Source organism: Dyadobacter jejuensis (assembly GCF_003149085.1).
GTDB lineage: Bacteria > Bacteroidota > Bacteroidia > Cytophagales > Spirosomataceae > Dyadobacter > Dyadobacter jejuensis.
Window position 1 is genome coordinate 144,577 of sequence record NZ_QGDT01000002.1, and the last position, 13,570, is coordinate 158,146.

The 13,570-nt window shown below is 44.7% G+C and carries 10 protein-coding genes; 8 read left to right on the top strand and 2 right to left on the bottom strand.

All coding sequences use genetic code 11. The features are described 5' to 3' along the window. Positions 1-121 precede the first annotated feature (121 nt). Together CLV98_RS04810 and CLV98_RS04815 are read left to right on the top strand one after the other, a co-directional pair. Positions 122-730 (top strand): DUF4136 domain-containing protein, encoded by a 609-nt coding sequence (locus tag CLV98_RS04810; RefSeq protein WP_109673186.1) that lies wholly within the window; start codon positions 122-124, stop codon positions 728-730. 35 nt (positions 731-765) lie between these two features. Continuing rightward, complete coding sequence (locus CLV98_RS04815; protein WP_109673547.1) at positions 766-1,419, top strand: outer membrane beta-barrel protein; 654 nt, start codon at positions 766-768, stop codon at positions 1,417-1,419. Positions 1,420-1,479: 60 nt separating this feature from the next. On the opposite strand, the gene pheA is transcribed toward CLV98_RS04815, so the two are convergent. After that, positions 1,480-2,553, bottom strand: a complete 1,074-nt coding sequence (pheA, locus tag CLV98_RS04820) for a prephenate dehydratase (protein WP_109673548.1) — start codon at positions 2,551-2,553, stop codon at positions 1,480-1,482. A 36-nt stretch (positions 2,554-2,589) separates the two neighbouring features. Further along, a complete protein-coding gene (locus tag CLV98_RS04825; protein ID WP_109673187.1) occupies positions 2,590-4,464 on the bottom strand; it encodes a DNA topoisomerase IV subunit B in 1,875 nt (624 codons plus the stop codon). Between the two features lie 271 nt (positions 4,465-4,735). Between CLV98_RS04825 and CLV98_RS04830 the strand changes: the two genes are divergently transcribed. The 6 genes from CLV98_RS04830 to CLV98_RS04855 are packed head-to-tail and all read left to right on the top strand — an operon-like array spanning position 4,736 to position 13,545. Beyond that, on the top strand, positions 4,736-7,234 hold the full coding sequence (locus tag CLV98_RS04830) for an SLBB domain-containing protein (RefSeq protein ID WP_109673188.1): 2,499 nt from the start codon (positions 4,736-4,738) through the stop codon (positions 7,232-7,234). Positions 7,235-7,239: 5 nt separating this feature from the next. After that, entirely contained in the window at positions 7,240-8,310 is a 1,071-nt protein-coding gene (locus tag CLV98_RS04835) for a hypothetical protein (RefSeq protein WP_109673189.1), read from the top strand. 9 nt (positions 8,311-8,319) lie between these two features. Beyond that, positions 8,320-9,147, top strand: a complete 828-nt coding sequence (locus CLV98_RS04840) for an ABC transporter permease (RefSeq protein ID WP_374755172.1) — start codon at positions 8,320-8,322, stop codon at positions 9,145-9,147. 16 nt (positions 9,148-9,163) lie between these two features. Continuing rightward, on the top strand, positions 9,164-10,417 hold the full coding sequence (locus CLV98_RS04845; protein ID WP_109673191.1) for an ABC transporter ATP-binding protein: 1,254 nt from the start codon (positions 9,164-9,166) through the stop codon (positions 10,415-10,417). Further along, positions 10,410-11,492, top strand: a complete 1,083-nt coding sequence (locus CLV98_RS04850; RefSeq protein ID WP_109673192.1) for a DegT/DnrJ/EryC1/StrS family aminotransferase — start codon at positions 10,410-10,412, stop codon at positions 11,490-11,492. The genes CLV98_RS04845 and CLV98_RS04850 overlap by 8 nt, the downstream gene beginning before the upstream one ends. A 4-nt stretch (positions 11,493-11,496) precedes the next feature. Next, positions 11,497-13,545: an ArnT family glycosyltransferase gene (locus CLV98_RS04855; protein WP_109673193.1), complete on the top strand. Its 2,049-nt coding sequence runs from the start codon at positions 11,497-11,499 to the stop codon at positions 13,543-13,545. Positions 13,546-13,570 lie beyond the last annotated feature (25 nt).

A 13,570-nucleotide genomic window follows, 5' to 3' on the forward strand; every position in this document is an offset into this window, starting at 1 on the left:
CCATTTTGGCTCCATAATTGTCCCTATAAAGTGTGGAGAGCCCACCATCTATGGATTGAACCCACTAAAATAAAATCTCCGAATATTTTTTTCGTTGTTAAATAGATAAAACATACAACTCATGAAAAACCAAATAATCTCTATTGCCTTAATACTCTTCACAGGACTGCTGAGCTCCTGCAATGACGATCCCGTTGCCGATTTGTCGAGCGAAGAGTCGCTGGTATATTATACCAACCGCGACAAATCGGTTGATTTTATTCAATACAAGACCTTTAGCGTGGCCGATTCCATCCTGGTCATTCAGAATAATCGGCAGGGCTATTCCCTTACCAGCATAGACAAGGACATGCTCGAAGGCATTATTGCCAATATGAAAGCGTTGGGCTATACCTACGTGGGCCCCAATGACAATCCAGACCTAGGGCTTACCGCCTCTTGGATTTCGGATACTTATCTGAATGTAGCCAGTATTCCTATTTCATCTTATTGGGGCTACGGTGGCTACGGATACGGCTATGGCTACCCGAGCTATTACCAATACTACCAGACTCAGGAAAATTATTGGCTGGTTAATATGTTGGATTTTAAAAATGCCGACACAACCAAAAAAAGTTTCCCTGTCGTGTGGAATGCACAAATTAAAGGGAATGATATAGAAAACCCGCTACTCATCAATACGATGGTCGATGCATTATTTTCTCAGTCCCCGTACCTTAAACAGAATTAAGCTTGAAGGCCCGATATTTCAATAAAATGACAGCAATGAAAAATATAATATTAATGGCTTTCCTTTGCATAGCCACCGCCTCGTTGGCACAAGATAAGCCTAAACTTTACACCTTACCTTCTCCATTCGAAAGGTACAATTATAGCCTCGCTACCATCCGTTTTGGGGCTGCTGTCCCAATAGGGCAGCTCTCGGACCAGTACATAGACAAGGCTACTTTCAAAAATTTTTCGGCCTCTCTCGAATGGGTCCTCCCCAACAGGCTTTCGATTGGTGGGGAAATTGGATCTTCCAATCTCCAAAAAAGAATTCCTAGGGCCGTTTACGAATTCGAAGACCAAACCATATCGGCCGTTCAAACCCGCACCCTCGTTTTACAACCTTTTCAGGCATTTGTGAACTACCATTTTGCCAATAAAAATGACCGGATACAACCTTACATTCAGCTGAGTGGTGGAGGCAGCCGGGTCGATTATAGCCTCTATTACGGGAACTTGGTGGATCAATACCAGAAGATTAGGCCCACTTATGGCGTGGGAGTAGGTTCCAAGTTCCTCTTCAAGCCTGATGGATCCGTAGGAGCCGATCTGCGAGCCAAATATACCAATACACCTTTCAAATACGATTATATAGATGGCAATGCCTCGACGCTAAACGTATCGGTGGGGATATTTTACCGCTGGTGGTAAGCCCTACTTGACAATAAAATCGCCCGAATGATACCATTCGGGCGATTTTGTTATAACCTACTAAGAAACACGCACATAGCTACCCAACCATTTGAGGTGTGTGCCGTACTTTTGAATAATTTCCTGAATGACCGGATCATCGTAGTGACCGATAAACTCTACCAGGAACCAGGCTCTAAACGACGCTTCTCCACGCACTGGCCTACTTTCGATTTTGGTGAGGTTGACGCCCCTATCGTTAAAGTCTTTCAAAAAGTCGTACAAAATACCAGGCCTGTTGGTGTTAGGTAGATTGGCAATAATCGTCGTTTTGTCCTCCTCACTTTTGGCGTTCACAATATCCTTGGCCAGGATCAGAAACCTCGTTATATTCTGATCACTATCTTCAATGTTCTCGAAAAGCATGGGCACCTCGAAAATTCGTGCAGAAATGGAAGAACAAATGGCCGCCGAATCCGGCTCCGTGGCCGCTATTTTGGCCGCTTTCGAGGTGGACTCCACCGGGATAATCTCCACGGATTCATCAGAAATATACTCCTTCAAAAATTTACCACATTGCCGAAATGCAATGTCTTTCGAATAAATCCGCTTAATATCCTTCAGAGAGTCGGCCTGAGAAACGAACGAAAAGTGGATAGGCAATAGCACCTCAGCCACAATCGTCAGATTTTTCTCCCTCAAGTAGTCTACCGTTTCCACCACAATCCCCTCTTGGTTGTTCTCTATAGGTACTACTCCAAACTTGGCCCTGCCAGTTTCTACACTTTCGAATACAGAATGGATGCTGGGAAGTACCAAATACTCACTCATGGCACCGAATCGGCCTTCGGCCGCTTGATGCGTAAAACTACCTTCGGGCCCCAAATAAGCTACACGCTCTGGCAATTCCAGATTTCGTGATACGGCAAAAATTTCAAAAAATATAGCATCTATCGCCGAGCGTGTCAGCAACCCATTATTATTCCTTTCCAGTCGGTCCAAAATCTGTTTTTCTCGCTCGGGCCTATAAATGATGGCATTCGACGAGCGCTTCAGATCCCCTACTTTTTTGACGACCTCCATTCGTTCATTGAGTAGATGGAGCAACTGATTGTCCAGCTCATCAATTTTATTCCTTAAGTCTAATAAATCCACTAGTATAACTTTTATATTGAGCAACTTTTGGTAATCCTACATGGCCAAGGCCAATTCTTCTATAGATTTTTCTGTCTTCAGATTTTCTATGATGAATTTCTGACGATCAGGCGTATTTTTCCCCATATAATAGGCCAACAACTTTTGAATGGAGGTTTCCTTTTGCAGAATGATAGGCTCCAGATGCATATCCTCCCCTATAAAACGGCCAAATTCGCTTGGGGAAATCTCACCTAACCCCTTAAAACGGGTAATCTCTGGCTTATTACCTAGTTTCTCTACCGCTGCCTGTTTCTCTTCCTCCGAGTAGCAATATATGGTTTCCTTTTTATTTCTTACCCTAAATAAGGGAGTCTCCAGCACGTACAAATGCCCATTCCTGACCAGATCCGGAAAAAATTGAAGGAAAAATGTCATCAATAATAATCGTATATGCATGCCGTCAACGTCGGCATCTGTGGCGATTACAATCCTATTGAACCGAAGGTTTTCCACTCCATTTTCAATATCTAATGCATGTTGAAGTAGATTAAACTCCTCATTTTCGTAAACAATTTTCTTGGTCAGGCCAAAGCAGTTGAGGGGCTTCCCCCTGAGACTAAATACGGCCTGAGTCTGGATATTTCTAGACTTCGTAATAGAGCCACTAGCCGAGTCACCTTCGGTAACAAACAGGGTGGTCTCATACCTTAGCTCATTTTTGGCGTCGGTCAGGTGCATCCGACAGTCTCTCAACTTCTTATTATGCAAATTGGCCTTTTTTGCCCTTTCATTAGCAAGTTTCTTAATCCCTGCCAATTCTTTTCTTTCCCTTTCCGACTGTTCGATCCGCTTTTTAATGGCGTCGCGAGTCTCGGTATGCATGTGTAAATAGTTGTCGAGCCGTTCTTTTACAAAATCGTTGACAAAAGTACGAACGGTAGGGCTGTTTGGGTCGGGCGTGACGGTATTAGATCCTAGCTTAGTTTTGGTCTGCGACTCAAATACCGGCTCCTGAATACGCACCGCCACGGCGGCTATAATAGAAGAACGCACATCCTCAGGGGCATAATCCTTCCCAAAATGCTCCCGTACTGCCTTTACGATAGACTCTCTAAAGGCACTCAAATGGGTGCCCCCTTGGGTGGTATACTGTCCGTTAACAAAAGAATAATATTCCTCACCATACTGGTTTCCGTGGGTCATGGCAAACTCTATATCCTCGCCTTTCAGGTGAATAATGGGATACCGAATGGCCTCAGGGTCCGACTTGCTTTGAAGTAAATCTAAAAGCCCATTTTGAGAAATATACTTCTGCCCATTAAAAACAATCGTTAACCCGGCGTTCAGATAACAGTAATTCCAAATCATGTTATTCAAAAACTGAGGGATATACCTAAAGTTTTTGAAAATAGTCCCATCTGGCTCAAAAACCATATGTGTACCATTCCTCTGGTTGGTGGGCTCCTCTCCCGACTCATGGGTAAGCACCCCTTGTTGGAATTCGGCAATCTTGGCCTTCCCATCCCTAAAAGAGCTCACTTTAAAATAATGAGAAAGGGCATTTACCGCCTTGGTACCCACCCCATTGAGTCCCACAGACTTCTGGAAGGCTCCGGAGTCATACTTCCCTCCGGTATTAATCTTAGACACACAATCCACTACCTTTCCTAGGGGGATGCCCCGCCCATAGTCCCTCACCTCTACGCGATGTTCCGAAATTTTTATTTCTATAGTCTTTCCATTCCCCATCATATGTTCATCGATGGAGTTATCAACTATTTCCTTTACCAAAACATATATTCCATCGTCGATCGACGATCCGTCGCCCAGCTTACCAATATACATCCCAGGCCGCAGACGAATATGTTCCTTCCAATCCAGAGACCTTATACTATCTTCATCGTACTGAACGTTAGTCGAATTATCCATATTTATATTTATTCTGATGTATAATAAAGTACCTATAAAACTATTTTCAGGTCGGGGTATTAAATAAATAAACTAGAATCGTAACTTTGTAACACAAAGTACTTTTTAAACCGACAAATAGAAATTCTTTAAAAATAGGAAAAATCTAATTTACTTTGTCCAAAATATGAAAACCAAATACACACGAAAGCGCTCATCGGATTGCAAAAGTAATAAGTCCAATGATGGTTTAACCAAATTCATGAGAAATCCTGGTACAATAACGCAATATATGAACCGAATAAAGTTAGTTTCACGTCGCAAGCACATTTTCTCGTATCTTCTCTGCTTCTTACTCACCATTCCAGCTTTCTCACAGGTTACTGCTCCCACTACCGGGCCAGCGAGTACTGGGGGGCAAACGCAAGCACCCACTCAATCGGGCAATACGCGAGGCACCACGCAAGGCAACAGCCAGCAGGGAGTGCCTACCAACCAGACCAACAATCCCCAAGGAAAAACAAACGCCCAAGTAGGCAACGACGGGAATGCAACGGATGGTCAAAACGCTCAGGAAGGTAACGACCAAGGCCAAAACGTGGACGACCAAGGGAAGGTAAACCGTGGAACGACCAATGCGCTGTCGGCAGCCGAAGAGGCCAAGCAAGTGCTCCGTAACAAAATATATGGCTATTCTATATTTGCCAATAAGAACTTCAACCCCATTCCTGAATTCCAGATCAGCACACCTACCAACTATATAGTGGGATCTGGCGATCAGCTGAACGTCTATCTGTACAACTATGCAGAGGCTACCTTCGAGCTCCTCGTTAACCGGGATGGATTTGTTACCATTCCTAAAGTAGGGAATGTATATGTGGCTGGCCGAACCATCGAAGAGGTTCGGAAGATCTTAATCGACAAGCTCGCACGCTTTACTCCAGGACTGATAGGAAATGGCGGACAGACGGCCCAAACCAAGCTTATGGTAACTCTAGGAGAGGTTCGTACCATCAAGGCTTATGTATCGGGTGAGGTAATCAACCCGGGCTCTTATGAATTGACTTCCCTATCCTCCGCTTTCAATGCCTTGTATCTGGCGGGAGGGCCCAATGAAATTGGCTCTTTCCGGGACATACGCGTAGTTAGAGCGGGGAAAGTCATTACCCACTTAGATATTTATGATTTCCTGTCGAATGGTAAAATTGATGGAGACGTTAGGCTCCAGGATAACGATAACGTTATCGTAGGGTATTACCTCAAAAGAGTAGAAATTGACGGCTTGGTAAAAAGACCCGGGCTCTTCGAAATGAAACCAGGGGAAACGCTTCAGGACCTGATCAACTACGCGGGTGGGTTTTCGGATAAGGCGTACCGGGGCCGACTTAAGATTGAACGCATCACTTCTACTGAACGCCGGATAGTGGACGTACCCGAAGCCCAATATGGTCAATTCGAATTGCTTACTGGCGACTTGGTACACGTAGAAACGGTATTGGACCGCTTCGAAAATATTGTGACCATAGAGGGGGCTGTCATGCGCCCAGGGAATTACGCATTGGAAAACAGTGCAACTCTAAAACAACTGGTAGAAAATGCCCAGGGCCTTCGTGAAGACGCCTTTGTAGGAAGGGTGAATGTACTACGTACGCGTACCGACCTCACCATCGAAAACATATCGCTTAACTTTGCCGACATCTTAAATGGCACCGTTCCCGATCTGATCCTTAACAGACTAGACCAGGTCGTGATTCCTTCAAAATTCGAGATGGCCCAGTCGGCCGTTATCACGGTTGAAGGCGAAGTTAACAACCCTAAGATCACTGAAAATGAAGGGCAATTTGCATATACCAGCAATATGACCTTAGAAGACGCCCTGCTATTGGCAGGTGGGCTAAAGGAATCGGCCTATGCGTCGGAAGTGGAAGTGGTAAGGAGAAAGAGGAACAGCCCCGCTGGAGCAGCCAATGCCCAGATAGCCGAAGTGTATAAATTTAATGTAGACCGCGACCTTACTCTCAATAGCAACGAAAGCAACTTCGTTCTTTTCCCATTCGATCAGATCATCGTCCGCAAGTCACCAAATTATGTAGAACAACAGTCGGTATTTCTGGAAGGGGAAGTATTGGTTACGGGTCCTTTCAGCATTATTAACAAAAATGATAAAATTAGCGACATCATCAATAGAGCCGGAGGACTTACGGAACTGGCCTACCCCGAAGGGGCCACCCTACTCCGCCGTACGGTTGTTACTAGCTTACAGGAGGCTACCGACTACCTGGCCGAAGAAGCCAGCGAGCAGAGCATCAAAGAAGGCCGTATCATAGGTGATCAGCCCAATGTTAAAGAGGAATCGATTGGTATTAAGCTAAAGAGTATCCTGAAGAATCCGGGATCTTTTGAAGACTTAGTCGTACAAGAAGGGGATATTATTAGGGTGCCTAAGCGCCTGGAAACGGTGCAAGTAAATGGAGCGGTATTGTACCCGACCACCGTTAAGTACGGAAAAGGTCTTAACTTTACCGATTATATTTCTCAATCGGGAGGATTTACCGTATCCTCATTAAGAAAGAGTTCCTATATAAAATACCCTAATGGCAATATTGACAGGACCAGACGATTCTTGTTCTTCAATGTATATCCGAAGGTAGAGCCGGGTTCTGAACTGTTTATTCCGCAGCGTGCAGCACCTAGCCTAACTCCGCAACAAGCCATACAGACAACAACTGGCATATTATCGTCTGTGATGACCTTAGTAGTAACCATTTTAGCATTCCGTACGATCCAATAACGACCATGTCACAAAATACACCATCTATACCCGACGACCAACTTACGCCAAAGGACGTTATTGAAAAACTAGTCCTGGTTAAGGATGCCATCATTAGAAACTGGAAATTCTTAATATTGTTTCCATTAATCGGACTTGGCATCGGATTTGTGCTCGACAAGGTGCTGAAAAACCCCACTCAATATGAGGCTGTGGTCGTGTTTAACTTAGGAGCAGGTGGCCAGAATAACGGCTTGGGCGACGTAGCAGGCTTGTTGGGGCTAGGTTCTGCTCCCGATGCCAATATTTTTACTGGGGAGAACTTCTTCTATTTCGTAAAATCAAGGCCCGTTCTTGAACGTAACCTAATGAAAGAGGTAGAGGTAGACGGGAAGAAAATGCTCCTAGCCAACTATTTTATATTAAAAAGTGGCATAAAGGATAAAGAATGGAAAGACAGGCCCGATATGGAGAACTTTCAGTTCAAAGAGTCGGACCCCGCCAAAATGACCCTTGACGACCATGTAGTGCTCAACGAAATCGTTACCAAAGCCGCCAACAGCACTGAAATTGGAACGCTGGACAGGAAGTCGTCCTTTATTGCCTTGGCCACTAGCATGGAAGATGAATTACTGGCTGGCCTGTGGGTCACCAACTTACTGGATACGGTAGAAGAAATGTATACCGAAAACCAAACTCAGAAAACAAGGAAAACCAGAGACCTCTTAAAAAGGCGTGCCGATTCACTGGCCACTGTGTTGGGCATCACCGAGCATAAGCTCGCCAAGCAAATGGACAATAGCCAACAGTTGATCTTTGCAGCACCCAAGCTTCAAACTTCTAGTACCGAACGTAAGTCGGCATTCTTACAACAGCTTTACTATGAAGCGCTAGGAAGTGTAGAAAAAATGAATGTTTCCCTCGTGCGGGAATCCCCTTTATTCACCAAGATTGAGGACATAAAGGTACCTCTAGATATGAAATACGAAGATTCGAAAAGAGCTAAAATCGGGGCCTTGGCGGGCTTCCTCCTTTCCCTCATTTTCATTTACTTCAAAACTGTTTTTTCTACAGTTCCACAAAAAGAACAATCATAACCTATTAACATGCTACATAACATTACCATCAAGGCAGGAGGATCTGAAAAGGACTACTGGAAGGATCTATGGCTGAACCGCCAATTACTACTCATTTTATCGAAAAGGGATATATCGGTTCGCTACAAGCAAACGCTGTTGGGAGTGGCATGGAGCGTACTTCGACCTTTAATGACGATGACCGTCATGGTTTTCGTATTCAGCTACTTAGCCAAGATCAAAAGTGATCCGGGCATCCCCTATCCACTCATGGTATTGAGTGGGCTGACCATCTGGACCTTTTTTGCCAATACCTTCACCCAGATCAGCAATAGCATTCTGATTAACTCTAATCTGGTTTCTAAAGTCTACTTCCCGCGTCTATTGATGCCTTTGAGCTCCATAGCGGTGGGGTTCGTCGATTTTCTGATTGCCTTTGGAATCTTCCTCTTCCTGACAGCCGTATTCCAGCACCCTTTGAGTATCAATTTAATATACCTTCCATTTTTTGTGCTCCTTACCTTTACCACTTCCTTAGGTTTTGGGCTATTTTTTGCCGTACTCAATGTACGCTTTAGGGATATTGGCCAGCTGATTCCGTTTATGGTTCAAGTAGGAATGTATGCTTGTCCGGTAGCGTATAGCAGCACCTTGGCTCAAGGTACCTGGTTCGAAAAATACTACAACCTCAACCCACTGGTAGGGATCATCGATGGGTTCCGCTGGTGTCTTCTCGGTGATAAAGCTTACTTCAACCCAGCAAGTCTGATTTCTACCGCTATTATATCCACCGTGGTTCTGGGCCTTTCCCTGATTTATTTCCGTAAAAAGGAAAATAGTTTCGTTGATCATATCTAAATGACTATTTTTGCTTATGTCTGTAATTGTAGCTGAAAATATCAGTAAAAAATATATCATAGACCACCAACGTAAGAATGGTTCGTCTAGCTTAAAGGATATCGTATCAGATAAATTTGATAATATATTCAAGTCAAAAACTCAAAACGACTCTAGTAAGGAGGAATTTTGGGCCTTAAAAGATGTCAGCTTTAAGATAGATCAAGGCGACCGAATAGGGATAGTTGGCCATAATGGGGCGGGAAAATCGACTTTACTCAAAATATTGAGTAGGATTACCGAACCCAGCACCGGCGAAATCCGTATTCAAGGTCGTATTGCCAGTCTATTGGAAGTAGGTACTGGCTTCCACCCCGAACTAACCGGAAGGGAGAATATATTCTTAAATGGTGCTATTCTGGGGATGGCCAAGAGTGAGATCAAACAATCTTTCGATGCTATTGTCGATTTTGCTGGTGTCGAGAAATTCTTAGATACTCCTGTGAAGCGCTACTCTTCGGGGATGTATGTGCGGTTAGGCTTCGCTATTGCAGCACATTTGAACCCCGAAATACTCATCGTGGATGAGGTATTGGCCGTTGGCGACACCGAATTCCAGAAGAAATGCCTGGGCAAAATGAGAGACGTTTCCGAAAGTGGACGTACGCTTTTGTTCGTGAGCCATAATTTGACGGCTATTCAGGCCTTGTGCAATAAGTCATTCTATTTTGAAAAGGGCCGCCTGATCGACCAAGGCGACACTACCCATATTGTTACCAACTATTTGAGCAAAGTATCGCACAAATCGTTGGAGAAACATTGGGACCATATTCATGATGCTCCCGGTAACGACGAAGTACGCATCAAGTCCTTCAAGTTAACCCCCGACTTCCAAGATAACCTTTCCCATATTGACGTCCGTACGCCTGTAGATTTCGAATTTGAGTTCTGGAACATGGTAGAGGGTGCCAATCTAAACTTGAGCATGCATTTGTACACCTTTACTGGTGAATGTATTTTCAACGTTGGGACACCATCACAGGCCTTTGGAAAAGGATTGGTGAAAGGGGTATGCCAGCTACCAGGCAACTTCCTTAACGATGGATCCTATGTGGTATCCATGATGATCGTGAAAGACACCAGCACGGTTCTTTACAATATGGAGGAAGCCTTAATTTTCGATATTGAAGATTACCGAGAGAATGTTACCTGGTACGGTAAGTGGCCAGGCTATATTCGTCCCCAATTAAATTTTTCAATACAACAATCTGAACACCTAGTGAATGATTAACGTCACTAAAACTTTCTTGCCCGATCAAGAACAATATTTGGAGTATGTACGGGGAATTTGGGAGAGAGGGTATCTTACCAATAACGGACCTTTGCTTCAGGAACTGGAATCGCAATTAAAGTCCTACCTGGGGGTGGATCATCTATATTTTTGTTCGAACGGGACCATTGTATTACAGATCGCCATAAAGGCTTTGGAGCTAGAAGGTGAGATCATTACGACGCCATTCTCTTACTGTGCTACTTCTAACGCGATACTATGGGAAAATTGCCTGCCCGTATTCGTCGATATTGATGCCAATACTTTTAATATAGACCCCGCCAAAATAGAAGCTAGCATTACCGACAAGACTACCGCCATATTGGCCACTCATGTATATGGGAACCCTTGTGATGTGGAAGCTATAGAGCAGATTGCTCAAAAGCACCAGCTGAGGGTCATCTATGATGCAGCACATGCCTTTGGTGTTTCGTATAAGGGCCGTTCCCTTCTTTCTTTTGGGGATATCAGCACCTGTAGCTTCCATGCTACCAAAGTCTTTCATACCATTGAGGGCGGAGCCCTCATTTCGAACCATCCTGAGCTCGATAAAAAGCTACATCTGCTCAGAGCCTTCGGTCATCAGGGCGACGAAGTATATCTGTATGCCGGAATCAACGGTAAAAATTCAGAATTCCATGCGGCCATGGGGCTATGTAATCTACCTCAGGTACGGAGTATAATAGAGGCTCGCGCCCAAATCTTCGATTGGTACCACGAGGGCCTTGACTGGGAGCATATGAGCAGGCCCCAGTTGATGGACGATGTGGAGTACAACTATGCCTATTATCCGGTAGTACTACCATCCGAAGAAAAGCTTAAGGGCGTAATGAAAGCCCTGGCAGCACAGGAAATAATTCCAAGAAGGTATTTCTACCCCTCTTTGAACACCCTTTCCTTTATGCCGCAGCGCTTCGACTGTCCCATTTCCGAAGATATATCCTTAAGGGTAATGTGCCTACCCTTGTATGTGGGACTTCCTCAAGAAGATGTTAAAAGAATCTGTAATATTATAAACGATTATTTGTCGGCCTAATCTTATGGTTATTTTTTACTGGATAGCCTTTTTGGTCTTTATAATAGGGATTGGGGGCGTTGCAAAGCGCATCGCCAGCCCCTCCTTGTCCGAATGGCTCATCATATGCTTTACCCTATTCACCGGTACGGTAGTCCCTACCGGATTCCTGCTATCGGCCCTAGACCTTACAGCGAGCACCCTTTCGTGGATTTTGGTAAATTTTGCCCTATTGGGCATTCACTACCTGCTATGGACGCGCCTTAGTCCGGGGCGTCGGGCCATCCCCCTGGCTGCCATATTGAGCAATCGGGTCCGTACCTTCAAGGTATGGTACCTAGAACTTTCGACTTATCTGAAATTCCTTTTCCTGGTGATGATCTCTACCTTTATTGTGGTAGCGATTACCAATCTGATACTGGTACTCTTTACCGTCCCCAACGAATGGGATAGTATGACGGGGCATTTGAATAGGGCGGTGCGCTATATTCAACGGGGAACCATGGCTCATTTTGGGGGTACCAACTGGAATATGGATACCTATCCCAAAAGTGTTACCGCCATTCAGATTTATACCTACCTGATCAGCGGGAAGATTGAGAATGCCTTCAAGTTTATCCACCATATTGCCTATTATATTACCCTTGCATCAGTTTTTGGAATCGCCCAAAGGATAGGCAGGAACCTGTCGGCCAGTTTGTTTTGTGCCTTGGCTTATGGATTTTTCCTAGACTTTCTGATGCAAGCCGTCACCACCGAAACCGACAGCGTGCTGGCAGCCTATCTAAGTTGCCTTTTGTATTTCCTTTTCAGTTTTTATGCTACCAAAGAAAATAAGTACCTGTATCTCTCGGGTATGGTATTTGGGCTAGTACTAGGGCATAAGGTTACCTTTGTTCTGTTAATGCCCTCGGTATTCGTTATAATGCTCTATACCGTATTTTTGGCCCCCTCTTTTGCCGTATTTTTCCAAAGGTTCCTCAAATTATCGATCTCTATTGGTTTGGCCTTGATGGTCTATACCTTACCCACGGGATACATCAAAAACATCCAAGTATTTGGCCACCCTATTGGGCCCCCTACCGCCTTAAAGCATCAGTCGGTAGAACGGGCGGGAACCATCCGGAATTGGGCCGAACAAGGGAGTCGGAATGTGGTACGCTATGGATACGACTTTTTTAATTTGGATGGCATCCGTAATGCCCAGTGGGGGTACGATCTCAATACCGTCATCCGCAAGCCGATCGTGTTTTTAGAAGATAAGCTACAGATGGGCTTAGATGAGGAAACCTCATTTACCATCATCCCCTTCTCCTTCCAACGTCGGTTCGACTTTTATAATGCCAATCCCTATTGGGGAATTTTTGGGTTCGCCCTCATTCTCCCACTTATCGTACTGGTGTTTTTCAGGGTTCTTAACTCAAGGGTACATTGGTTCTTAGCGGCAGCCTTTTTCCTACATTTTGCTGCCATTTCCTATTCTGCGGCTTACGATCCTTTTAAAGGGCGCTATTTTATAGAGACAGGCCTTTTTGGCGTACTATTTCTATTGCTGCTGTTTAGTAATCATCGCCTGTCGATCATCAAACCACGGCGTCAGCTATGGAAAGCATATATTGGAATGGTGGTCGTACTCGCCTGTGTTTCGGCCGTCATGTCGGTCTATCTCAACGTTCGATGTTTGCCTATTTCGGCTTACGGTCATGAATCAGCCTTGACCATGGACCGCATCGCATATCAGACCTTCGCCCGTCCCGACGTCACCAAAGCCTATCAAAAATTCGACTCCTTGGTACCACAGGACGCCGTTGTAGCTCTCGCTACCATCAACGACGACTTTGAATACCCATTATACGGTAAAAACCTTACCCGAAAACTCATCACCATCAACCCCTTTGAGCAAGGCTTACAACCTATACCCGAAGAGGCTGAGTACCTCTTTTATGACCGTAGTGTAATTAACGACACGACCAAAATAAAAGCATTGCCCACAGACATCCGGCTTGGAACCGACACCACCATGGTGAACCTAATCGTAAAAGGGGAGGATCATTACCTCCGGAAATTAAAATAACGCTAACCTGGCCCTTTTAGGGCCA

Bases quoted from the DNA above. Each gene is read 5' to 3' on its own strand.
- CLV98_RS04810 (WP_109673186.1), top strand. From the start codon at position 122: ATGAAAAACCAAATAATCTCTATTGCCTTAATACTCTTCACAGGACTG.
- CLV98_RS04815 (WP_109673547.1), top strand. From the start codon at position 766: ATGAAAAATATAATATTAATGGCTTTCCTTTGCATAGCCACCGCCTCG.
- CLV98_RS04840 (WP_374755172.1), top strand. From the start codon at position 8,320: ATGCTACATAACATTACCATCAAGGCAGGAGGATCTGAAAAGGACTAC.
- CLV98_RS04855 (WP_109673193.1), top strand. From the start codon at position 11,497: ATGGTTATTTTTTACTGGATAGCCTTTTTGGTCTTTATAATAGGGATT.
- CLV98_RS04825 (WP_109673187.1), bottom strand. From the start codon at position 4,464: ATGGATAATTCGACTAACGTTCAGTACGATGAAGATAGTATAAGGTCT.
- CLV98_RS04830 (WP_109673188.1), top strand. From the start codon at position 4,736: ATGAACCGAATAAAGTTAGTTTCACGTCGCAAGCACATTTTCTCGTAT.
- CLV98_RS04850 (WP_109673192.1), top strand. From the start codon at position 10,410: ATGATTAACGTCACTAAAACTTTCTTGCCCGATCAAGAACAATATTTG.
- CLV98_RS04845 (WP_109673191.1), top strand. From the start codon at position 9,164: ATGTCTGTAATTGTAGCTGAAAATATCAGTAAAAAATATATCATAGAC.
- CLV98_RS04835 (WP_109673189.1), top strand. From the start codon at position 7,240: ATGTCACAAAATACACCATCTATACCCGACGACCAACTTACGCCAAAG.